General features: G+C 69.0%; 24 protein-coding genes and 2 pseudogenes. 7 read left to right on the top strand and 19 right to left on the bottom strand.

Annotation, left to right across the window (positions count from 1 at the left end):
- Window positions 1-98: 98 nt before the first annotated feature.
- The 5 genes from ACZ6JE_RS14090 to ACZ6JE_RS14110 all read right to left on the bottom strand — a co-directional run bounded on the left by ACZ6JE_RS14090 (window position 99) and on the right by ACZ6JE_RS14110 (window position 3,115).
- Window positions 99-1,268 (bottom strand): NAD-dependent epimerase/dehydratase family protein, encoded by a 1,170-nt coding sequence (locus tag ACZ6JE_RS14090; protein ID WP_464319349.1) that lies wholly within the window; start codon window positions 1,266-1,268, stop codon window positions 99-101.
- Between the two features lie 79 nt (window positions 1,269-1,347).
- On the bottom strand, window positions 1,348-1,578 hold the full coding sequence (locus tag ACZ6JE_RS14095; RefSeq protein ID WP_464319350.1) for a hypothetical protein: 231 nt from the start codon (window positions 1,576-1,578) through the stop codon (window positions 1,348-1,350).
- Window positions 1,579-1,645: 67 nt separating this feature from the next.
- Window positions 1,646-2,164, bottom strand: coding sequence for a hypothetical protein (locus ACZ6JE_RS14100; protein WP_464319351.1), 519 nt, complete (start codon window positions 2,162-2,164; stop codon window positions 1,646-1,648).
- A gap of 130 nt (window positions 2,165-2,294) precedes the next feature.
- The gene (locus ACZ6JE_RS14105; protein ID WP_192061390.1) at window positions 2,295-2,720 is read right to left on the bottom strand and encodes a hypothetical protein; all 426 of its coding nucleotides are present in this window, start codon (window positions 2,718-2,720) and stop codon (window positions 2,295-2,297) included.
- 197 nt (window positions 2,721-2,917) lie between these two features.
- Window positions 2,918-3,115, bottom strand: coding sequence for a hypothetical protein (locus tag ACZ6JE_RS14110; protein WP_192061391.1), 198 nt, complete (start codon window positions 3,113-3,115; stop codon window positions 2,918-2,920).
- 193 nt (window positions 3,116-3,308) lie between these two features.
- On the opposite strand from ACZ6JE_RS14110, the gene ACZ6JE_RS14115 reads away from it, so the two are divergent.
- Complete coding sequence (locus tag ACZ6JE_RS14115; protein WP_464319352.1) at window positions 3,309-4,679, top strand: hemolysin family protein; 1,371 nt, start codon at window positions 3,309-3,311, stop codon at window positions 4,677-4,679.
- Between the two features lie 4 nt (window positions 4,680-4,683).
- On the opposite strand, the gene ACZ6JE_RS14120 is transcribed toward ACZ6JE_RS14115, so the two are convergent.
- The 7 genes from ACZ6JE_RS14120 to ACZ6JE_RS14150 all read right to left on the bottom strand — a co-directional run bounded on the left by ACZ6JE_RS14120 (window position 4,684) and on the right by ACZ6JE_RS14150 (window position 9,293).
- Window positions 4,684-5,400, bottom strand: coding sequence for a hypothetical protein (locus tag ACZ6JE_RS14120; protein ID WP_464319353.1), 717 nt, complete (start codon window positions 5,398-5,400; stop codon window positions 4,684-4,686).
- 27 nt (window positions 5,401-5,427) lie between these two features.
- The gene (locus ACZ6JE_RS14125; protein WP_464319354.1) at window positions 5,428-6,684 is read right to left on the bottom strand and encodes an MFS transporter; all 1,257 of its coding nucleotides are present in this window, start codon (window positions 6,682-6,684) and stop codon (window positions 5,428-5,430) included.
- An 85-nt stretch (window positions 6,685-6,769) separates the two neighbouring features.
- A complete protein-coding gene (locus ACZ6JE_RS14130) occupies window positions 6,770-7,354 on the bottom strand; it encodes a helix-turn-helix domain-containing protein (protein ID WP_464319355.1) in 585 nt (194 codons plus the stop codon).
- Window positions 7,355-7,460: 106 nt separating this feature from the next.
- Window positions 7,461-7,709 carry a hypothetical protein gene (locus tag ACZ6JE_RS14135; protein ID WP_464319356.1) on the bottom strand — a complete coding sequence of 83 codons (249 nt, stop codon included), beginning with the start codon at window positions 7,707-7,709 and terminating at the stop codon, window positions 7,461-7,463.
- A gap of 49 nt (window positions 7,710-7,758) precedes the next feature.
- Complete coding sequence (locus ACZ6JE_RS14140; protein WP_243214704.1) at window positions 7,759-8,238, bottom strand: nucleoside deaminase; 480 nt, start codon at window positions 8,236-8,238, stop codon at window positions 7,759-7,761.
- Window positions 8,239-8,460: 222 nt separating this feature from the next.
- Window positions 8,461-9,039: an ElyC/SanA/YdcF family protein gene (locus ACZ6JE_RS14145; RefSeq protein ID WP_464319357.1), complete on the bottom strand. Its 579-nt coding sequence runs from the start codon at window positions 9,037-9,039 to the stop codon at window positions 8,461-8,463.
- Entirely contained in the window at window positions 9,036-9,293 is a 258-nt protein-coding gene (locus ACZ6JE_RS14150) for a hypothetical protein (protein ID WP_464319358.1), read from the bottom strand. Before ACZ6JE_RS14150 ends, ACZ6JE_RS14145 begins: the two co-directional genes overlap by 4 nt.
- Window positions 9,294-9,409: 116 nt before the next feature.
- Between ACZ6JE_RS14150 and ACZ6JE_RS14155 the strand changes: the two genes are divergently transcribed.
- A complete protein-coding gene (locus ACZ6JE_RS14155) occupies window positions 9,410-10,006 on the top strand; it encodes an acetyltransferase (RefSeq protein ID WP_464319359.1) in 597 nt (198 codons plus the stop codon).
- Between the two features lie 33 nt (window positions 10,007-10,039).
- Here the strand turns inward: ACZ6JE_RS14155 and ACZ6JE_RS14160 are convergent, their stop codons facing one another.
- Together ACZ6JE_RS14160 and ACZ6JE_RS14165 are read right to left on the bottom strand one after the other, a co-directional pair.
- Window positions 10,040-10,963, bottom strand: a complete 924-nt coding sequence (locus ACZ6JE_RS14160) for a PhzF family phenazine biosynthesis protein (protein ID WP_464319360.1) — start codon at window positions 10,961-10,963, stop codon at window positions 10,040-10,042.
- Between the two features lie 147 nt (window positions 10,964-11,110).
- On the bottom strand, window positions 11,111-11,710 hold the full coding sequence (locus ACZ6JE_RS14165; protein ID WP_464319361.1) for a hypothetical protein: 600 nt from the start codon (window positions 11,708-11,710) through the stop codon (window positions 11,111-11,113).
- 266 nt (window positions 11,711-11,976) lie between these two features.
- Here ACZ6JE_RS14165 and ACZ6JE_RS14170 point away from each other — a divergent pair.
- Window positions 11,977-12,551: pseudogene (locus tag ACZ6JE_RS14170) on the top strand (recombinase family protein).
- 146 nt (window positions 12,552-12,697) lie between these two features.
- A complete protein-coding gene (locus ACZ6JE_RS14175) occupies window positions 12,698-13,270 on the top strand; it encodes a hypothetical protein (protein WP_464319362.1) in 573 nt (190 codons plus the stop codon).
- Between the two features lie 217 nt (window positions 13,271-13,487).
- On the opposite strand, the gene ACZ6JE_RS14180 is transcribed toward ACZ6JE_RS14175, so the two are convergent.
- The 5 genes from ACZ6JE_RS14180 to ACZ6JE_RS14200 form a co-directional block, all read right to left on the bottom strand.
- Window positions 13,488-13,685: a hypothetical protein gene (locus tag ACZ6JE_RS14180; RefSeq protein ID WP_464319363.1), complete on the bottom strand. Its 198-nt coding sequence runs from the start codon at window positions 13,683-13,685 to the stop codon at window positions 13,488-13,490.
- A 254-nt stretch (window positions 13,686-13,939) separates the two neighbouring features.
- Window positions 13,940-14,650, bottom strand: coding sequence for a zf-HC2 domain-containing protein (locus ACZ6JE_RS14185; RefSeq protein ID WP_082452595.1), 711 nt, complete (start codon window positions 14,648-14,650; stop codon window positions 13,940-13,942).
- Window positions 14,647-15,153 (bottom strand): sigma-70 family RNA polymerase sigma factor, encoded by a 507-nt coding sequence (locus tag ACZ6JE_RS14190; RefSeq protein ID WP_055801561.1) that lies wholly within the window; start codon window positions 15,151-15,153, stop codon window positions 14,647-14,649. Before ACZ6JE_RS14190 ends, ACZ6JE_RS14185 begins: the two co-directional genes overlap by 4 nt.
- 298 nt (window positions 15,154-15,451) lie before the next feature.
- The gene (locus tag ACZ6JE_RS14195; protein WP_158612599.1) at window positions 15,452-15,958 is read right to left on the bottom strand and encodes a COG4315 family predicted lipoprotein; all 507 of its coding nucleotides are present in this window, start codon (window positions 15,956-15,958) and stop codon (window positions 15,452-15,454) included.
- Window positions 15,959-16,386: 428 nt separating this feature from the next.
- Window positions 16,387-17,454, bottom strand: a complete 1,068-nt coding sequence (locus ACZ6JE_RS14200) for a sodium:calcium antiporter (protein ID WP_055801336.1) — start codon at window positions 17,452-17,454, stop codon at window positions 16,387-16,389.
- A 7-nt stretch (window positions 17,455-17,461) separates the two neighbouring features.
- Here ACZ6JE_RS14200 and ACZ6JE_RS14205 point away from each other — a divergent pair, with 7 nt between their 5' ends.
- The 3 genes and pseudogenes from ACZ6JE_RS14205 to ACZ6JE_RS14215 form a co-directional block, all read left to right on the top strand.
- Window positions 17,462-18,214 carry a cation diffusion facilitator family transporter gene (locus ACZ6JE_RS14205; protein WP_464319364.1) on the top strand — a complete coding sequence of 251 codons (753 nt, stop codon included), beginning with the start codon at window positions 17,462-17,464 and terminating at the stop codon, window positions 18,212-18,214.
- Window positions 18,211-18,792, top strand: a complete 582-nt coding sequence (locus ACZ6JE_RS14210) for a DUF305 domain-containing protein (protein ID WP_055801328.1) — start codon at window positions 18,211-18,213, stop codon at window positions 18,790-18,792. The genes ACZ6JE_RS14205 and ACZ6JE_RS14210 overlap by 4 nt, the downstream gene beginning before the upstream one ends.
- A 671-nt stretch (window positions 18,793-19,463) precedes the next feature.
- Window positions 19,464-19,657: pseudogene (locus ACZ6JE_RS14215) on the top strand (uracil-DNA glycosylase); the annotation flags it as partial.

The following is a 19,657-nucleotide window of genomic DNA, read 5'->3' on the forward strand; positions in this document are numbered from 1 at the left end:
GGGGTGGCGTGGAGGGTGGGCGGAAGCGGCCCTTCGTGGGGCGTGGAGGGGCGTTTTCTGACCGACGTGGAGCCGCGGCGGGGCGGGGGAGGCGCGGGTCAGGTCGCGCGGGCGCCGAGCTCGGCGAGCAGCGTCGCGTGGTCGGCGCTCGACAGTCCGCTCGGCCGCGTGTCGGGGTCGGGCTGTCGAGACCTCCAGTCGAGGGCGTCGCGCAGGGTCTCGACGAGGAGGCGCGGCTCCAGCCCCAGAGACCGCGCCCGGACGGTCGACCGTGCGTTCATCCCGTGCCAGGCGCGGTCGGCGATCCAGAGCGGCATCGACCGCGGCCCCGCCCACTGGCCCACGCCCCGAGCCAGCAGCCACTCGGCCGGAGCCCGCACGATCGACGCATCGCTCTCCGCGGCCCGGCGCGCGGCCTCGAGATGCTCGTCGAACGAGACGACCTCGCCCAGCGCGTTCGCCACCCCGTTCGCGCCCTGCTCGACGCAGCGCACGAGCCAGTCGGCGAGATCGCGCACGTCGAGCACCGCCGTGGGGAGGCCCGGTGCCTCCGGCGCGAGCACGATGCCGGGTTCGCCGGGCTCGCCGAGATCCCTGGCCTCGCCCTGCTCGCCGCGTTTGCGACGCCCGCCGGGCTCGCGACGCTCGGCGGGGGCCCCGGGTGCCGAGGAGGCGCGGGCCGGGTGCGCGAACCGCCAGACCCAGTGGTCGGTGCGGCCGGTCGGGTCGCCGGGGCCGCCGATCAGACCTGGGCGCACGATCAGCGACCGGTCGGGGCCGAAGGCGGCGAGGACGGCGTCTTCGCAGGCGGCCTTCGCTGGGCCGTAGTCGTCGGGGCCGTCCATCAGGTCGGCGGCGAGCGGCTCGACGCGCTCGGCCGTCTCGTCGGCGCCGAGTTCCGCGTCCAAAGCGTAGACGCTGGTCGTCGACACGAAGAGGTACCGGTCGGCGACCGGCTCGAGGGCGCGGACCGCTCGGCGCACATGACCGGGCTCGCGGGCGACGTCGATGACGGCGTCCCAGCGAGAGGCGGCCCTGGCGGCCCCGGCGGCGCCGACGTCCCCGGCGGCCCCGACGTCCCCAGCGGCCCCGATGAGGGCGGCACCGACGAGGGCGTCGTCGCGGTCGCGGTCGGCACGGACGAGCGTCGCGCCGTCGGGCACGTCTGTGCCGCGGGCGAGGCACGTCACCTCGTGACCGGCGCCGATCGCTGTCGACGCGATGTGGCGGCCGAGCCACGCGGTGCCGCCGAGCACCAGGATCCTCATGCCCCGAGAGTGTCAGCCGAGGTCGTCAGGAGGCGCGGGGTTCGCTCTGAGCACACCGCGCGACGATGCGCCGTCCGTTTCACTTCGCGGGGTCGGCGGGGTCGGCGGGGTCGGCGGGGTCGGCGAGGTCGTCCCCGGTGGCGAGGAGCAGGTCCATGCGCAGCTCCCGCTCGCGTACGGACGACTGCAGGGCCTGGATCACCCAGAGCAGCGTGCGGACGAGCAGGACCCCGAGGACGACGGCGAACCCGAGGACGACGACGTAGGTGAGCAGGACGACGATAGAGTACGTGCCGATCGAGTTCATCATGCGTCGAGCCTACGAGCCTCGACGACTGCGCACCTCGCCTGCGCGGGGGAGCTGTGGACGGTGCGGGTCAGCCGGGGGTCGACGCGCTGTGGGCGGGTGCGGTCACCGCGGCGGCCTCGGCCTCGACGAGGGTGTGCCGCCGGGCGGTGGCGAGACGGTCGAGTGCGAGCGAGCCCGCCCCGACGGCGATGCCCATCGCGGCCATGATCCAGCGCGGCCGGTCGATGCCCGCCCGCACGAGCGAGACGTGCAGGCGTTCGTCGAGCGCCTCGGTGGTGCGTGCGAGAGCGAGGACGACCCCTGCTGCCCCCGCCGCGCCTCCGGCAGCGATCTTCGGGTCCGAGAACGGCTCGCGGGTCAGGCCGCTGGCCATGCTCGCGCCCGCCAGCCCGGCGAGGGCCGCGTGGTACGCGACGCGGAGGGCGGGCCCCGAGGAGGCGGGCCTCACGAAGCAGAGACCGACGCACCCGAGCACGACGCCCAGCTGCACGACCCGATCGCGGCGCTCGGCTCGGCCGAAGAGGTCGTCGACGCCGTCGAGGTCGATGGTCGCGGGGCTGCTGTCGTCGCGGGCACGATCGGTCATCGCCTCACTCTGCCAGGTCGACGCCCGCCCGGGAAGCACGAACCCGCCGAGCCCCCGTGGCGGGAGTCGGCGGGTTCGAGTGGCCGGTGGGTTCGAGTCACCGGCGGGCGTCGGCCGCGCGGGCGTCCGCTCAGCAGTCCGCCTTGGTGAAGGCCAGCGCGAGCTCGTCGCCGCCCTCGACCTCGTAGGTGTACTTCATGCCGATGTCGCGGTCGAGGATGTCGCGGGTGGCCTCGGTGCCGCACAGCTGGGGGAGCACGGACTCCGAGAGGAGGTCCTCCGTGACGTTCTCGACTCCCTCGCCGGCCAGCGTGTAGTGGTAGTGGATCGCGTCGGACTCGGCGGTGATGTCGTCGAGCACCGTGACCTGGTCGATCTGCTGCGGCAGGTCGTACTGCCCCTTCGCCTCTTCCACGCTCTCGGCGATGACGTCCTCCTTGGAGTCGCCGGAGAACGCCTGGAACGCCATGCGCACTCCGAACGAGACGATCACGGCGACGACGATGGCCACCGCCGCCCCGATGATCCGATTGCGTGTCGATGCCTGAACGGCCATGTCTTCCCCCTGATCGCGCCGTCTCCGGCGACGTCTCAGCCGACAGGCCCGTGTGATCTCAGGCCCCGTCGGCGCCGGACCATCCGGCTGAGGGAGCCCCGCGACCCGACGTCGGTAGAACCCCCTGTCCGCACCCTAGCCAGTTCGCGAACGTCCGGTTGCGCGCCGAGGGTGCGCGCGCCTCCCCAACTCGGGGGTCAGTCTTCGGTGTCGCCGGCGTTCTCGGGTTCGGTCTTCGTCTCGTCCATGCGATCGCGGAGGTGGTCGGCCATGGCGCCGGCGCCCTCGTGCCCGTGGTCCTGCTCGACCTGCTCGATCAGCCCGCTGAGCTTCTCGTCGTTGGTCGCTTCGGTGGCGCCGTCCATGACGGGCTCGGTCTGCTTCTTCTCGGTCATGGCTCGACGCTACGCCGTGGCCTCCAGGAGGCGCGCAGGAGTCCGCATCCCGCGGCCGGTGTTTCGCAGCCTCCAGCCGGTACTCTCCTCCCATGAAGCGCACAGCAGACTCATCGTCCTCGTCTTCCGACTGCCATAGTCCGGGCGCCCGGAAGACCCCGGGCACCACCCGGTCGATCGCCATCACGACCCGATGAACGGCGACCTCGTCCTCAACATCGTCCTGGTCGTCGTCTTCGTCCTCGTCGGAGGTGTGTTCGCGGCCACCGAGATGGCCCTGGTCACGCTGCGCGAGAGCCAGGTCAACGCCATCGCCGCCCGTGGCAAGCGCGGCGAGAAGGTCGCGGGCCTGGCCCGCGATCCGAACATGTTCCTCGCCGCCGTGCAGATCGGCGTCACGGTCGCCGGCTTCGCATCGGCCGCCTACGGCGCGTCGTCGATCGCGCCCTCGGTCACGCCCGTCCTGGTCTCGTGGGGGCTCGGCGAGCAGGCCGCCGCCACCGTGGCCACGATCGGCCTCACGCTGATCATCGCCTACCTCTCTCTCGTGCTCGGCGAGCTGGCCCCGAAGCGCCTGGCCATCCAGCGCAACGCGTCGTTCGCCTACGCCGTCGCCCCCGTGCTCGCGGTCTTCGCGGTGCTCATGCGCCCGGTGATCTGGCTGCTGTCGATCTCGACCAACCTCGTCGTCCGGATGCTGGGCGGCGATCCGCACAAGACGGGCGAGGAGATGACGGAGGAGGAGCTCCGCGACATCGTCTCGAGCCACGAGGGTCTGCCCGACGACGAACGGCGGATCCTCGACGACGTGCTCTCGCTGCGTCACCGTCAGCTCAGCCAGGTCATGCGCCCGCGCCCCGAGGTCACGGCCGTCGACGGCACGGGCACGGTCAGCGACGCCGCCACCGAGGTGCACGACCGTCCGTACTCGCGGTACCCCGTCATCGACCGGTCCATCGACGACATCATCGGGTTCGTGCACGTGCGCGACCTCTTCGAGGCGATCACGAAGGACCCGAGCACGCCCGTGCGCGACATCGTGCGCGACATCTCGTACCTGCCGGCCACGGCGCGCGTGCTGCCCACTCTGACCTCGATGCGGGCGGGCGGTCACCACATCGCCGTCATCATCGACGAGTACGGCGGAACCGACGGGATCGTCACGCTGGAGGACCTGGTCGAGGAGGTCGTCGGCGAGATCTTCGACGAGTACGACACCGAGTCGGCGGCGGAGGACCTCGACGCCGGCGGCGGCACGGTCGACGGTCGGCTGAACTTCCAGGACTTCGAGGAGGCCACCGGCATCCACCTGCCCGACAGCGCCTCCGACACGGTCGCCGGGTTCGTCATCGAGAGCCTGGGCCGTCTGGCCCGGGTGGGCGACGTCGTCGAGATCGACGGCGCGCGCCTGCAGGTGACGGTGATGGACCGCCGACGCATCTCCGAGCTGCTGGTCATCCCCGACGAGATCGAGGGCGACGGCGACGTCGACGGCGACGCCGCTGCGGCCGCTCGCCCGGGTCGCGCCAGCACGACCCTGCCCGACGGCGACCCGGCGGTCTGACCGCTCAGTCGTCGGGCAGGGACAGCTGCGAGCCCGGTCGGGCCGCGTCTCGGGACAGTCGCAGGGCCGTCGGTCCGGGTGAGGCGACTTCGGGGGGCGCGGGCGGGAGTGCGAGCGCACGTCGGTGGGCGGCGTCTGCGCGTCCTGCTCCGACCACGGCCGCGATGAACGGCACGCTCTGGAGGAGTCCGAACACCGGCAGGCCGATCACGAGCATCACCTCCTCATCCCATGTGGCACCGGCGACGAGCAGGCCCGCCCAGGCGGTGATCCAGGCGATCGGAACGAGGATGGTCCGCTCCGCTGTGACGACGGCCGGGCCCAGAGTGAGTCGTGCTCGGGAGATCACCTCGTCGCGATCCTCGGGGAGGATCTCCGGCGGGTGCGCCGAGAACTGTCGTTCGATGCGCTCGCTCCGCCTCCAGTCCATGCGGGCCCCGGTCGCCGATGCTGTCGATGCGGTCGTGGATCGGGCGATCTTCCAGAACGACCCGACGACGCATCCGGCGGCTCCGGCCAGCAGGAACGTGACGAGGACGTCACGCATCGGCGTCACATCGACCACGCTCCAGATGAGGTCCGAGACGGTCAGGATCGCACCGACGACGACGGCGACGAGACCGGAGACGAGGGTCCGACGACGTGTCCGCGCCGCGTCGACGAACTCCGACCGTCGCGACCTCACTATCCGCCAGCCGTCGACGAAGGCTCCACTGCTCATGCGGACATACTGCCGCGTCTCGAGGCGTCAGGCGGAAGGGTTCTCGCGTCCGCCCGAGACTTCGGTCTCGACGCGACCGCGTTCCATCTGTCGCCAGGACCCGCCGAGCAGGGGGGTCAGCGTCGCGAGCGTGTACGCGACGGCGATCACGCCGAAGGCCACGGCGAGTCCGACAGTGTCGGCGGCGACCCCGCCGAGCAGGGCGCCGAACGGCACGCCGGCCCATGCCCCCGCGTTGATGAGGCCGAAGACACGACCCCGCAGGTGCTCGGGCACCCGTTCGAGCTGGACGGCGCCGAGGATGGGATTGATCGATCCGGCGGCGAGCCCCGCGATGGCCGTCGCTGCCACGAGGACCGACAGCGGTGCGCCGAGGGCGAAGGCCGTGCTGGGCGGCCCGCCGGCGAGGGTGAAGCAGATCGCGAGGGTGACGCGACGTGGCATGCGGTGGGCGACGAACCCGAAGCCCACGTTGCCGATCAGGGCGCAGCCGCCCATGACGGCGACGAGCAGGCCCAACGAGGCCGCGCCTCCGAGGCGGTCGTTCGCGTAGAGGGGCAGCAGCGACGACCCTCGCGCGGCGTCCAGCAGGTTCGTGAACAGCACGAGCCCGACGATCAGGCGCATGAGCCGGTCTCGCATCACGAAGCGGAACCCATCGGCGAGATCGGACCAGTAGGAGGCGCGGGTCGAGTCGTCATCGCCGTCGCCTCGCGGCGCGGTCGCCGACGGCGTCGCGGGGACGAAGGCGCCGGTGAGCCCGGCCGAGAGGGCGAACGTCGCCGCCGTGACGAACAGGGCGGAGATCGGCCCGACCGTGGCGACGAGCAGCCCGGCGGCGGAAGCGCCGATGAGTTTCGCGAAGCGCTCGGAGCCGTCGAGCAGACCCACGCTCTGCTCGAGCCGGACGCCTGCGCGGTCGGTCAGGCGGGGCAGCATCACCCGGCGGGCCGTCTGGCCGGGGGTGTCGAGCAGGCCCCCGGCGAAGACGAGGACGAGGAGCGCCCAGAACGGGAGGCCGACGGTGAGGGCGAGGACGGGCATCGCGAGGACTGCGGCGCCGCTGACGAGGTCGGCCACGATCGCCGCCCTGCGGTGGCCGACCCGATCGACGACCACCCCGCCGAGTGCTCCGCCGACGACCACCGGCGCCGTGGCGGAGAACGCCGCGATGCCGACCTCGACGCCTGAGCCGCCGAGGCCGAGCACGTAGAAGGGCACCGCGAATGCCGTGATCACGTTGCCGGTCTGCGACACGGCGTGAGCGCTGAGCAGGGCGGTCAAGGCGCCGATGGCCCGGCGGTCTCGTGGGCCGCGAGTCGTCGGGGCCTTCTCGGGCGCCTCCTCGCGCCCCGATGCGAGCGACACCTCAGGGCCGCCGGTAGGCCTGGTAGACGAGCACGACCGACTCCGTACCGTCGTCGTCTGGGTCGCGGGTCGCGCTCGCCGCGACCCAGCGCTCGACGAGCGCTTCGAGCTCGCCCCGCAGTGTGGCCAGCTCGTCGACCGTGAGACGCAGGCTGCGATCACCGCTCGCCGCGGCCGCGACCCACTCGCGGGGCAGGCCCGGTGCCGCATCGATGTAATCCGTGTAGCGGTTCGCGTAGGCGTGCGCGATCGACTTCTGCAGGGCCGACGAGGCGGCGAGGGCGGCGGGGTCGTCGAGCAGCTCGGCGGGCTCCCACGAGGTCAGCATCGTGGTCGCCTGCCACCAGCGCTCGCGCTGATCCGTGCTCGGGGCCGCCGCGGGCTCGATGAGATCGATCGACGCCAGCTTGCCGAGGTGGTAGCTGATCGTGCCCGGCGCCTCGTCGACGAGGTCGCCGAGGAGGGCGGCGGTCTGCGGGCCGCGCTCGCGGAGGAGGCCGAGGAGGCGCAGCCGCGTCGGATGCGCCATCACGCGCATCGAGGCGGCCGAGGTGAGCGTCGACCGAGGAGTCTCGCGAGGGGTCATGCGACGACGATAGAACCCACAAGGGGTGTTGCGCAAGAACTCTTGTGCATTACTCTCGAAGAGTATTGCCGGTGGCGGGATCGGTGTCGACCCGCGCCTCCTCGGGTCAGAGCAGGAGGGAGGCCGCCGCCGCGCTGAGTGCGATCGCCAGGATGGGCAGCCCCACCGCGACCGCGACGACGACGACCGCGCCGAGGGTCGCCAGGACGGCGGACCCGAGTCCGAGCGCGGCGGCCCCGGCGAGCGTGTCTCGCGACGCCGTGTCGCCCCGGGCCACGGTCTCGGGCTCGGATCCGTCGGGCGACCGGAAGAGCGCCCGCGCGTCGGTCAGTCCGTCGTCGGTCGGCGGTTCCACGCCGCCCCCGGATCCATGCCGTCCCCCGGGTCCGTGCCGTCGTGTCGCATCACGACGGGTGTCGTGCGGTCCACTCGACGAAGGGGGCGACGGCGTCGTCGGCGCGGCCCTTCTCGGCGCGGAGCGTCCGCTCGTCGAGGGGCTTCGCGTACTCGTCGTAGAACGTGTCGAGGGTCATCAGGCGGTTGCCGTCCTCGTAGTGCTCGCCCTCCTCCTCCCGGCTCACCGCGTAGATCACGCGGTCGGGCTGCGCGTAGTACAGCGCTCCGAGGCACATCGGACACGGGTAGGCCGTGACGTAGGCGTCGACGCCGCGCAGGTCGGTGAGCCCCTGCTCGGCCGCGAGACGGATCGCTCGGATCTCGGCGTGCGCCGTCGGATCGCCGGTCTGCGCCACGTGGTTGGTCGCCTCGACGACGACCTCGCCGTCGCGCACCAGCAGGCAGGCGAACGGCTTGCCGCCCTCCGCGACGTTCTCGCGGGCGCGCTGCACGCTGAGGGCGGTGAAGGTGTCGTCTCGATCGGTCATGACATCGAGAGTGCTCCCGGTCGACGCGGTGGCGCTCAGACTGCCCGGGTCTCGGCCTTCCGGCCGGTGATGAACCGGGTTCGCGAAGATGAACCGCGTTCTATCGCAGTTCATCTTCGCGAACGCGGTTCTCGGGGAGGCGGGAGGCAGGAGGCGCGGCGGGAGGCAGGAGGCGCGGCGCGAGGCAGGAGGTGCGGCAGGAGGCAGGAGGCGCGGGTCGCGTCAGAGGGACCGCAGGCTCCACAGGCCGCGGACGGCCCCGTAGGGCTTCAGCAGCGGGACCTCGCCGAGGCGGTGCTCGCGAGCTCGAACGAGCCTCCGGGCGAGGTCGGGTCGCTGCTTCCAGAGATGCGCGCGCGCCTTCTCGGCGTGCAGGGAGTTCGAGGCGATCTTGACGACGTCGAACTCCTCGACGAGCGGGATCGCGTGCTCGATGTTCTGCCACGTCGTCGTGCTCGTCCGGTCGAGCAGCACGGGGCCGTCGTAGCCGAGCACGTCGCGCAGGTGACGGAGCAGGAGGTCCGCCTCGGCGATCTCGCCCCCGACGGCCCCGCCGCAGAGCACGATGACGGACTCGTCGCGATCGACGTCGATCGATCGGAGCGCGGCGCGCAGTCGGTACCGGCTGATGTAGTTGGCGCGCCGGCCGCGGTTCCGGTACCCGAGGACGACGATCGCCTCCCGACCGCCGTGTGGTGCGACGTCGCCGAGCCGCCTCCCGCTCGACCGCGCGTGCACCCACTCCGACCAGCCCAGCGTGCCGACGAGGAGCACCCCGGCCGCGGCGACGGCCCACCTCATCCGCGTGGCGCCGTCGTGCCGGGCTCGTCGGACGGCCGCAGAGCGCGGCGGACCGCCCTGTAGCCGAAGAAGAGACCGAGCACCACCATGGGCAGCCCCGCCCAGGGGGTGTCGAGCGTCAGGAAGAGAGTCAGACCCACGGAGCCGAACACGATCGCGAGGGCGACGTCGTTCGAGTCCGCCTCCTCCTCCTCGCCGTCGGCGGGCGTGCCGCTCTCGGGGTCGGACACGGGGCGCTCCTCGGGGTCGTCCATGAGTCGACGCTACGTCGCCGACCGGCCCCGCGCCTCCTTCGGGCGACGGATGGAGCGGATCGAGGCAGCGGGCCGGGTTGCACGGGGCGGTGGCGGGCGAGAGGATCGGGGATGTGATGGCGACGAAGGTGATGCGTGCCGATTCTCCGCAGCGGGCCGAGCTCGAGGCGCAGGGCTGGTCGGTGGCGGCCCGGTCGTTCGGTGCTCGGCTCGACGCCGATCGCATCGACGAGTCGCGTCTGCGGCATCTGGTCGAGCAGGTCGCCGTCGGCGTCTCGGTCCGATCGCTCGACGACCGCGACGTCGACGCGGTGCTGGCCCTCGACTCGGCGACGGCCGACGACTACCCCGGCAGCGTGGCGACGCGGCACGCCCTGCTCGATCGGGAGGGAGCGACGCCGACCCCCGCGCGGCGCGGTCTCGGCGCGTTCGGCCCCGACGGCGAGCTCGTCGCCATGACCTTCGTCGACGTCGAGACCGACGGCGACGGCAGCGCGGCCGAGACGGACTTCACGGTCGTCCATCGAGCCTGGAGGAGGCGCGGGCTGGCCGTCGCGGTCAAGGCGGCCTCCGTGCTGGCCCTGTCGGCGGAGGGCGTCACGCGCTTCCGCACCGGCGGCTCGGCCGAGAACGCGGGGATCATCCGCGCGAACACCGTGCTCGGCTACGTCCGCGACGAGGAGTGGGTCACGCTCGAGCGCGCCGCCGACTGAGCGGTCACGCGGCGCACGCCGTCTGCGCGGGCATCACACGATGTGCGCCGCGGTGCCCGTCACCGTGATGCCGCCCGCCGGAGGCACGTCGACGACCAGCAGGCTCGGTCGCCCCACATGCCGACCCTGGTGCACGACGACCCGGGCAGGAGGCGCGATCAGCTCGAGCGCTCGCAGATACGCCCCGAGAGACGCGGCCGCCGAGCCGGTCGCCGGGTCTTCGGTGATGTCGCCGACGGGGAAGAGATTGCGCGTCTCGACGACGAGATCACCTGTCGCGTCGGCCTCCCGGCGGTGGACGACGGTGACGGTGCCGGCCCAGCCCCGTTCGTCCATGAGCGACCTCATCTGGGCGGGGTCGAAGCGGAACGCGTCGAAGACGGCCTGCTCACGCACGGCGACCACGGGGTGCCAGTTTCCGGCGTACGACTCGCGGAGGGGCCAGCGGTCGTCGAGGTCGGAGCGCTCCAGCCCGAGCAGCGCCAGCAGCCGGTCGGCCACGATCGGGTCGAGGTCGCGGAGGGCGGGCTCGACGCTCGTGAACGACGCCGTGATCGGGAGGGGCGCGGAACCGGTGGTGCCGTCGCCGACGCGACCCGCGCCTCCTTCGGGTCGCGCCGTGTCGATCACGACGCGGCCGACGGGGGTGTCGAGGGCGAAGGGGCCGACTCCGCGGCGTTCGGCGAGGGCCACCGCGGTCGCGACGGTGGCGTGACCGCAGAACGGCACCTCGGCGCCGGGCGAGAAGTAGCGGACGCTCACGGTGCGATCGTCGGAGGCGGCGCCCGGGTCGACGACGAAGGCCGTCTCGGCGTACCCGACGTCGGCCGCGATGCGCTGCATCTCGACGTCGGTCAGCTGCGAGGCGTCGAGCACGACACCCGCGGGGTTGCCGCCGTCGGGCTCCGCGGCGAACGCGGTGAGTCGCAGGATCTCGACGGCGTGCGGATCGGTCATGACGCCACTCTGCCGCAGTCTGCGACGCCGAGATCCGACCAGGCCGTCGACGAGACGACGCCAGCACCGGGCCCGAGTGACATTCGTGCCAAGCCCGTGCACAACTCGACGACTAAGGCATTCGGGCTTCGGTGAGAACGCGATTCATCACCGTGCCGCAAATCGCTTCATGTCGCGCACACCATCCTCAGTGCCGGCGTAGAAGACGCAGCAGTATGCGACCCATGCCTCCTCAAGGGCTCTACTCGTCCTGCGCTCGGCTTCCTCGCGCGTGATAGCGCCTGCACGAGCCGCGCTGGTGGCGTCGTTCATACGAGACGCGTAGGGCTCTGCGATGGCGAAACCTCTCGTGTGGGTGTTGTTCTCCCTCGCCCATTCCTGCGCATGGCGGTGCTTAGCCATCTCCGCCGAAGCCTGTTCGAGAGTGAGTGGCCAGACCTCCACCAGGGGAATCTCGGCCGCCAGCTCCTCGAATGTCTGCGCGTCCTGCTGGAACCCACTCATCGAGAAGAAGCCCTTATGCTCTGCGCGGTGTATCTGGAACACCTCGCCCGTGAACTGGACCCAGGTCGCAGCGCGCCATGGGTCCTGCTGCGTCGGCGGCCACTCCCAGACGTCGTCAGGGGCACCTCGATCGGTGTCCGAGCGTCGCGACAGCCACCCGCGGGCACGAAGAAAATCGTCAGCTTCGTCGCTGTTGGGCTCGATGGCTCCGTCGAGGTCCTCGTCGTCCTGGTGGTCGGTCATGTCGTACCCATTCGTTCGATCAAGGGGCGGTACGGGGAAGCGTCACCACCGGCGAGGCGTCGACCGGGTGTCGCTCGAACGGTCTGGCTCATCCTGACGCAGGGGCGCAATGCCCGCTAGGGCTTAGTTCGTTCGATAGGCGGTCGTTCATCGGGACGCCTTCACGAGATGCTCTCGGCCGTCTGAGGCCAAGTAGCGCCTGGCCTGCGGATTCGCGTATGCCTGTCCCGAAAAAATGCCCGGTAATGGGGGCCTAAACGCTACAGTTGCCGGATGCTAATCGGCTAAGCCGCATCTCGATATCGGGACGAGATCTCGCAGCACAACGTGACGGTCTCGCAGCGCTCGGTGTTGACGATCAACACGTGCATGTTGACCACGGCCTGTCGGGAACGACTCGAGCGCCCCCGGCCTTCGCGAGGCGCTGGCCGCGTGCCGAGCCGGCGACGTCCTTGTGGTCACGAAGCTTGATCGTCTCGCTCGTTCTCTCCGGGATGCAACCGATATCGCCGACGAGCTGACGAAGAAGGGTGTCGCCTTAAACCTCGGGGGAGCGGTCTACGACCCCACTGACCCCGTCGGCCGGCTCCTGTTCAACGTCCTTGGCATGGTGGCCGAATTCGAGGCCGACCTCATCCGTGCCCGAACCCGAGAAGGCATGGCGATCGCCAAGGCCGCCGGCAAGCTCCGCGGCCGCAAGCCCAAGCTCACCCCCTCGCAGGAGAAGCACCTCGTGCAACTCCACCGCACGGGCGAGCACACGACGAGTGAGATCGCTGAACTCTTCGGCGTGGCCCGCTCGACCGTCTATCGAGCCATCCAACGCGGCGAGCAGGCCTGACAAGGCGCCGGCTGGCTACCCGAAAGAGTGTCGCGGCTGGCTCGGTGGGGCAGTCGAGGTGGATTTTTCTTCGGAGGGCCTCGCCACGCGGGTGGTTCCACGCCTACCCGAGGCACGTGGGGGAGGTACCGGCCTACGGTCGATGGATGACCATGGAAGATCATGCACCGGCCGGCAAGGTCCAGGGGCCCTCTACCCAGTCACTGATGATCGCCTTTTCGGTCCTTGGCGGCCTTCTTGCCGTATTTGCGGCATCGGAAGACAGCGGAGCTGACGGCACGTTCCTCGTGGCCGTGACTATCGCTGTTGTTGCTGTGTTGTCCGCGATCGTGGGTTGGAGGAGAGCAAAATCCGTCGACGCTCTGTCACCGTTCGTCTATTGGGGCAGTGCCGACTATCCCTTCCCGCAGCTCGACTCGGACATGCGACGAGTCCTGGTGCGACAAATGGTCGGACGGGAACCGGTGACGCCCGAGAATGCTGAGCGCGTTCGTTTCTTGATTCAGCGCAAGCGGCGTCGTGCGACCGCGCTGATGCCATCGCTTCTAGCCATGTTCCTCATCCTGGCCGCGCTGGCGATCTCTGCTGGCTACCCGGGGTGGGGTCTGCTCGGAGCAGTTCTGCTCCTAGCGGTCTTGGTCGCGGCAACCCAGTACGAGAAACGACGCGAGGACCGAGTGCTCGGGCTCGCGGAGCAGGTCAACCCTCACGAGGAGTGACGCAGGCGCTTCTTGACTGGCGCCCGCTAACCGATCGGTCTACGAGCGCGCTCTTACATGCCTGTTGCATGTCAGCAGACTCTTTTCTCACTCCTTGTTGCGGTAGTGGCGGATGGTGAAAGCGATGACGCCTAAGACGGCGACGCCCCAAAGGACCCACGCGAGTGGGGTGATGGGGTCCGATTGGCGTACTGGGATGGCTATGAGCTCGAGCACGTCAGCTCCCCGTCCCTCTGGGCGAGGTGCCGAACGCGAGTCGGCCGTTCCAGACGTCGATGGCCAGGACGAAGATCGTGAAAACGATCGAGAAGAGCAGTCCTGGCTGGATCACGAGCCACACCACGGCAATGATTCCGACGCTTACAACGAGACTGATCCCGTACATGATGCGGCCAAACCGAGAGTTGAGCTTCATGCTTGATTTGTACCCGATCGGCCTGACCTCTGAACACCTGTCGCCTGGGACGGACGGCTTGCCCACGTGTTCTCCGGGCGAGACCTGGGTAAGCAACTGCTACTACCAGGGGGTCCCGATAGGGGATCGTTCACCGAGATCAGTTTCGGACTGACCTATCGAGACAGCTGGCGCCCCGTAGCTGCGGGGGAGTGGCTAGCGTCCGTCGGTGGTCGGTGATCGATCGTCTAACGGGCGGCTTGTTCGGGAGGTGCTCAGGTGTCTAGCCGAGCCAACGCGACCGTGGATCCCTGCAAGCGGATTTCTACACTCGTGATCTTCAGGCTGGGAATAGCCGTCGACGCAGACAGATCTGCGGCACGCGAGCCAGCTGCGTCCCACGTCGCGACGGTAAGCGTGGTGTTGTCCGTTTGTGTGACCACGAGCTCGTATCGGGAGTTGTCTGGCGCATCCGCGCCGTAGTCGCAGTTCCAATCGAGCCTCGTGCCCCAAGATTTCTCCTCGATCTGCAGACCGGCAGTAAGGGTGGTGGAGTCAGTTCCGGGGTCCATGGGCTGGAACGTCATTTGGGCCGTCGCTGGGCCGACGTCGTTTCTTGCGCCCACGGCGAGCCCCCCGAAGACGGCGGCAGCAACAGCAGCGGCAACTGCGAGAGCCATGACTCCTCGGCGGCGGCGTTGACTCTTGCGGAAGCGGTGGGCCATCAGCGACAACGTTTCTGATGGCGCCTGAGTTTCATCCATACCCAGAGGTGAATGGATGGCAAGGGCCTCTTCCGGCGAGATTCGGCTCAGGATGCCTGGGAGACCCGCAAGTTCCGTCACCGCTTCACGGCAGTTGGCGCAGGTACTGAGGTGCTGCTCGTATTCGCGACGTTCATCGGTGGGGAGCGCTCCGAGGACGTAGGACGCGTCCCAGTCTTGGTAACGGTCCTCGTTAGCTTGAAGATCGGGATGCTCAGTCATCGTGTGACGCCCCTTTCTTGGAGGGCTAGCCTCAGCCCGCGTAACCCATAGTGGAGCCGCGATTTCGCGGTTCCTTCTGGGATGCCAAGCCGTCTCGAAATTTCAGGAATGCTCTGACCAGCGAAGTACGCATCGATGACGATCTGACGGTGGTGGTCGGAGAGCGACGCCAGCGCGTCCGCAACGATGATGCTGTCCAGGACGGCATCAGTGCGATCGAGAGCAGTGCCTTCTACCTCGCCAAGGGCTGCCACTTCTCGTCGACTCCGGGCAGATCGTGCGTCGTCGATGACGAGGCGCCGAGCGACCGTGAACAGCCACGCTTGAGCCGCATCCTTGTCGAGCTCCAGCACCTTAGGACGCTGCCATGCTCTCAGCATCGTCTCTTGAACGATGTCCTCGGTCAGCGCCGCGTTCCGAGTGAGGCTGTGTGTGTAACGGCGAAGCGCCCCGCCGTGGCACTCGAACAATGTCGACAAAAGCTCGTCACTGGCTCGGGCCATGACCTTCACCGCCTCGCGCCAGTGAAGTCCGGCTAGTGCCTGATCCAGGACCGCCTCTTGTCGTGCCTGTATCGAGCGCACCGAGGAACGCCGATGCGCACCAGTGATCGAACCTCATGCCATCGACCAGGCCAGGACATGGGTTCACCGTCTGAGCGGAAGCAGTCGACGTATTCGCACCCACTGTCTCTGCCTTGATGTCGATGAGCACTGCCTTGTGGCTCCTTTGCTCGGGTGGGGTTGTGGAGCTGCGAGGGCCTGCAACCCGGAGAGTTCTGTCCGGCAGGCACGCGCGCGATCAGGAGGCTGGGGTCGCTGCGCCCTCAGTGGCTGCTTCCATGTTGATCGTGCCGTCCGGCTGGAGGACGTACCAGGCATCCTTCACGCCCTGTCCGTTGACCTGTCCAGGTTCGGTGTCCTTCGCGAACCGGTACACCGGCCAGCCGTCGACGGTCAGCTGGGTTGTCCCGTCCGTGCGGGTGAGGGAACCGATCTCGCCCGTGATGCCTTCTGGGGAGGACGTGTCGGAGGCTTCAACTGCCGGCCAGGTCGTGGCGCATTCGTCGTAGCAGTTGCTGGTGCCCGAGTCCTGCTCGTCCATCTTGAACGTGTAGATCGTGTACCCGGCGTCGTCGGTGATGATCTCGCCCAGGGGAGACGTTGCGGTGCCGAGGACTGCCGCTGCCGCGGTGGTCTCGGCGGGGGCCGGCTCGGTGGAGTCGGTCGTCGTGGATGATTCGGCAGATGTGGTGCACCCGGAGAGAGCGGCCGCCGCCAAAACGGCCGTCGTGAGGGTGATGGTCATTCGCTTGTGCATGATTCCTCCTGCTGGTACGCCGGCCCAGGTAGCCCGCTTACTACGAACACGATGCAGCTCATCCAGAAGTTCATCCGTGGCCGAAAAAGATTGGCGGTCGCAGGCAGCCGTCCTCACTCCCGGCGAAACGGGTGGCAGACGCGAGTGGCAACCCTGCACCGAGGGCACCGCTGTCACACATCATCACTCTGGGCCACTGTTCGCAGCTGCGGCGTCACGCCCTGCTGGACGACGTGACTATCCATGTTCACGACGTGATCTGGTCTCGAAACATCCCCCGGGACCGGATTACGGCGATCTCAGACGTCGGCCAGGTCGAGTACAAGGACGCCCGCGGCTACAGCAGCATGGGCGCCTTGGTCAACTTCCACGGCTCATTGGGCTTGACGGTCGCCAGTGTCGCCGGGCTGGTCCTGTCAGCCGAGCGTGATGGCGACGAGGCCACCGATGCCGACCGCGTAGAGCACGAGCACGACGAACGAGTCCACGCCCATGCCCGCGATGCGTCGTCGCGGCCGAAAGAGCAGGCCGACGGCGTAGACGAGCGTGAGGAGCGCGGCGAGGGCGGTCAGGTAGACGTCGCTGGTGTTCGACTGGGGCAGGATCGCCTGCCCGGAGATGACCGTGGCGACGAGGAAGAGCACGGGCAGGAAGGCGTTGCCGCCGAAGATATCGCTCATGGCCAGGTTGTCGTCGCCCTGCTTGACGGCCTGCAACCCGGTCGAGATCTCGGGCAGGCTCGTCGCCAGGGCCAGGACTGTCGCGCCGAACAGCACACCCGACAAGCCGATCTGCGACGCGGCCGCGTCGCCCGCGCGTTCGAGCACGACGCCGGCGACGAGCGTGGCGAGGGCCGACAGGCCGAAGACGACCGCGGCCTTCTTCGTGCTCATGGTCGTCGGCGACGGGTTCGAGCGCGTCCGGTGTCCGCGCGGTCGCGGCGTCGACGTGTCAGGTGCCGCTCCGGCCTCGTGCCACGGCAGGCCCTTGCCGGCACGCCGGACGAGGAACAGGCCTACGAGCCAGATGACGGCGATGAGGACGACGTCCGGCGTCAGGCGCGCCACTGTGAGCGAGGACGGCAGCTGGGTTCCGGCGATGACGACGGCGAGGACCGCCACCACGACCAGTGCCTCGAGCAGCAGCCCTAGGGAGGCCGCGCGATAGGTGAGGGGGTGGACACCCTTGCCGCGTTTCCCGAGGGCGTCCAGGACGACGAGGACGACCGTCTGAAGGGCGATGCCGCCGAGGATGTTGCCCGCGGCCACCTCGAGCGAGCCCGAGAGGGCGGCGCTGACCGTGATGGCGATCTCGGGCAGGTTGGTCGCCACCGCGAGGACGATGAGTCCGCCGAGCGCGCTACCGAGGTGGAGTCGGGAGTCGAGGACGTCGGTCGTTTTCGACAGCTGGATGCCGGCGACCCAGATGACGGCGGCGCCGGCGACGAAGATGGCGGCTAACAGCCAGAGGGGAAGGGTGTCCATGCGTGCTATGCAACTCCTCGGGGTGCGCCTCTCGACGCGGGGCGATCGTCGAGACGGATGCCGGCGGCCCCCGGCCGGTCCAGGCGCCTTGCACTCGTCGGCAGCCGTCGCGGGCTGGGAATCGATCAACCGCCTCATCGACCCCAGGCCGATCGCGAATCCCTGGCTGCTGGTCGCCGCTGGGCTCATCGGCTTTGCAGACAACGAACTCGTCGCGATCTACCGCATCCGCGTCGGGCGACGGATCGGATCGGCAGCCCTTGTCGCTAACGGGGTCCACGCCCGCCTGGACGGCTTCACGTCCCTGTCTGTCGTGCTGGGCGCCATCGGGGTCCTCGCCGGGTTCCCGCTCGCGGACCCCATCATCGGCCTGCTCATCGCAGCCTCGATCATGGTCCTGCCCTGGGGGACGGTGAAATCCATCGGCCGACGGCTGATGGACGGCATCGACCCCGACCTCCACAAGCGAGCCGAACACGCCCTGGGCGTGCGGGGCTTCCACGATCTTTATCTCCGGTGGATCGGGCACCGTCTCACCGGCTCCGCAACCATCGAGGTCGACGCCGAAGACCTCCTGACGGCGTCCCAGACCGCCGACCAGGCCGAGGCGCATCTGCGCGCTGCGCTCGGCAACCTCGACGCGTTCACCGTTACACCGATACCACCGGTGCCGGCTCAGAGGCTCTCATCAGCCGTACGCGGCACGATACCTCCGGGGGGTATCTTTTTTTCGATTCTGATCCTGGAAGAACGACCATGAACCGCACCGCCACCATCTTCATCAGCGCAACTGCGACCATTGCTGCCCTCGCCCTCGCGGGGTGCGCCGAGGCGTCGTCGTCCGCAGGCGACACGTCGTCCGCGTCGTCGTCCCAGGCTGCTGCCTTCAACGATCAAGACGTCATGTTCGCCCAGATGATGCTCCCGCACCACACCCAGGCCGTCGAGATGAGCGACATGCTCCTCGCGAAAGACGGTATCGACGGGGACGTGATCACCCTTGCCGAGACGATCAAGGCCGAGCAGGCCCCGGAGATTGATCAGCTCACGACATGGCTCAAGGCTTGGGGGCAGGACACTGAGGCGTCCATGGATCACTCCATGGACGGCATGATGAGCGACTCCGACATGGACGCCCTCGAGAATGCTGACGGAACCGACGCGGCGCGGCTGTTCCTGGAACAGATGACGACACACCACGAGGGGGCTGTCGAGATGGCGCAGACCGAGATCGAGGGTGGGCAGAACCCTGACGCGGTCCAGCTGGCGACAGCGATCGTCTCCTCTCAGACTGACCAGATCGACACGATGGAAGACCTCCTCGCGGTAATCAAGTAGCCGTCCTCGTCGCAGGCCAGCGTGCCCCAAGACGGTCACCAGAATCTCGGTCTTGGTAATGCAGTCCCGGGATGGCTCGGGGAGCCACAAGCAGCGGAATTTTGGTCGCCACCTGGGGTGGCAGCGATACCGGTCGCCGGCCTCGTGGTCGACGTCGCTCCCGCAGTCCTGCTGGTGAGGATGTGACCCGTGCTGAAAACGTCCGCCTAGCAATCGGTCACCGGTTGAGGCAGCCCCAGGCATCATGAGGGGCATGAGAGCGGGGACAGTGACTTACGGGAAGACCCTCGCTGGTGTCTTGGCTGTTCTCAGCGATGTCGATCCGTATGGTCTCGAGCCTGGTCAGCCGGACGGTGCTCCGTCAGATGAGTGCGAGATGGAGGCGGTCGACCTGGTTCGCATTCTCCTCAGGGCCGATGCCGTCACGATCCTTGATGTCGAGGCGGTGTGGATGCGCTGGTTCTCGGAGTCGCTCGTCCTTCGACTCGGACCGCCCCGAATGGCGCAACTGGTTGATCGCTTGAACGCACGCGTGGACGGTGCCCGATAGAGGATCGCCCACTGGATCACTTGCTGTGGGGCGAGTGCACTCGGAGCGGACGCCGTCTTGGTCGTTCCGCGTCGTCGGTGAGCGTGGGCGGAAATGGTCCTCGACGTCGTAGCGTCTAGGGATGCAGCAGCCGAGGGGCCTCGATCAGCTCGTGTCGGAATGGCGGAGCTCCGGACCAGGACGTGCGCGCTTCGTGCCGGGCTTCGACCCATCAGGTGGAGGAGCAGCGGCGAAAGTCCTCGTGCTGATGGAATCACCCGGTCCTGCCACGATCAGGCAGGGCGAGGACGCGATCAGCAGTGAGGACAACCCGGG

Source organism: Frigoribacterium sp. AC759, assembly GCF_979256015.1.

Coding starts and splice junctions, on each gene's coding strand:
- ACZ6JE_RS14090 (WP_464319349.1), bottom strand. CDS start 1,268: ATGAGGATCCTGGTGCTCGGCGGCACCGCGTGGCTCGGCCGCCACATC.
- ACZ6JE_RS14195 (WP_158612599.1), bottom strand. CDS start 15,958: ATGACCATCACCCTCACGACGGCCGTTTTGGCGGCGGCCGCTCTCTCC.
- ACZ6JE_RS14190 (WP_055801561.1), bottom strand. CDS start 15,153: ATGGCCCGAGCCAGTGACGAGCTTTTGTCGACATTGTTCGAGTGCCAC.
- ACZ6JE_RS14185 (WP_082452595.1), bottom strand. CDS start 14,650: ATGACTGAGCATCCCGATCTTCAAGCTAACGAGGACCGTTACCAAGAC.
- ACZ6JE_RS14200 (WP_055801336.1), bottom strand. CDS start 17,454: ATGGACACCCTTCCCCTCTGGCTGTTAGCCGCCATCTTCGTCGCCGGC.
- ACZ6JE_RS14155 (WP_464319359.1), top strand. CDS start 9,410: ATGGCGACGAAGGTGATGCGTGCCGATTCTCCGCAGCGGGCCGAGCTC.
- ACZ6JE_RS14110 (WP_192061391.1), bottom strand. CDS start 3,115: ATGACCGAGAAGAAGCAGACCGAGCCCGTCATGGACGGCGCCACCGAA.
- ACZ6JE_RS14120 (WP_464319353.1), bottom strand. CDS start 5,400: ATGAGCAGTGGAGCCTTCGTCGACGGCTGGCGGATAGTGAGGTCGCGA.
- ACZ6JE_RS14145 (WP_464319357.1), bottom strand. CDS start 9,039: ATGAGGTGGGCCGTCGCCGCGGCCGGGGTGCTCCTCGTCGGCACGCTG.
- ACZ6JE_RS14115 (WP_464319352.1), top strand. CDS start 3,309: ATGAACGGCGACCTCGTCCTCAACATCGTCCTGGTCGTCGTCTTCGTC.
- ACZ6JE_RS14205 (WP_464319364.1), top strand. CDS start 17,462: ATGCAACTCCTCGGGGTGCGCCTCTCGACGCGGGGCGATCGTCGAGAC.
- ACZ6JE_RS14210 (WP_055801328.1), top strand. CDS start 18,211: ATGAACCGCACCGCCACCATCTTCATCAGCGCAACTGCGACCATTGCT.
- ACZ6JE_RS14180 (WP_464319363.1), bottom strand. CDS start 13,685: ATGAAGCTCAACTCTCGGTTTGGCCGCATCATGTACGGGATCAGTCTC.
- ACZ6JE_RS14175 (WP_464319362.1), top strand. CDS start 12,698: ATGACCATGGAAGATCATGCACCGGCCGGCAAGGTCCAGGGGCCCTCT.
- ACZ6JE_RS14130 (WP_464319355.1), bottom strand. CDS start 7,354: ATGACCCCTCGCGAGACTCCTCGGTCGACGCTCACCTCGGCCGCCTCG.
- ACZ6JE_RS14100 (WP_464319351.1), bottom strand. CDS start 2,164: ATGACCGATCGTGCCCGCGACGACAGCAGCCCCGCGACCATCGACCTC.
- ACZ6JE_RS14140 (WP_243214704.1), bottom strand. CDS start 8,238: ATGACCGATCGAGACGACACCTTCACCGCCCTCAGCGTGCAGCGCGCC.
- ACZ6JE_RS14150 (WP_464319358.1), bottom strand. CDS start 9,293: ATGGACGACCCCGAGGAGCGCCCCGTGTCCGACCCCGAGAGCGGCACG.
- ACZ6JE_RS14095 (WP_464319350.1), bottom strand. CDS start 1,578: ATGATGAACTCGATCGGCACGTACTCTATCGTCGTCCTGCTCACCTAC.
- ACZ6JE_RS14105 (WP_192061390.1), bottom strand. CDS start 2,720: ATGGCCGTTCAGGCATCGACACGCAATCGGATCATCGGGGCGGCGGTG.
- ACZ6JE_RS14165 (WP_464319361.1), bottom strand. CDS start 11,710: ATGACCGACCACCAGGACGACGAGGACCTCGACGGAGCCATCGAGCCC.
- ACZ6JE_RS14160 (WP_464319360.1), bottom strand. CDS start 10,963: ATGACCGATCCGCACGCCGTCGAGATCCTGCGACTCACCGCGTTCGCC.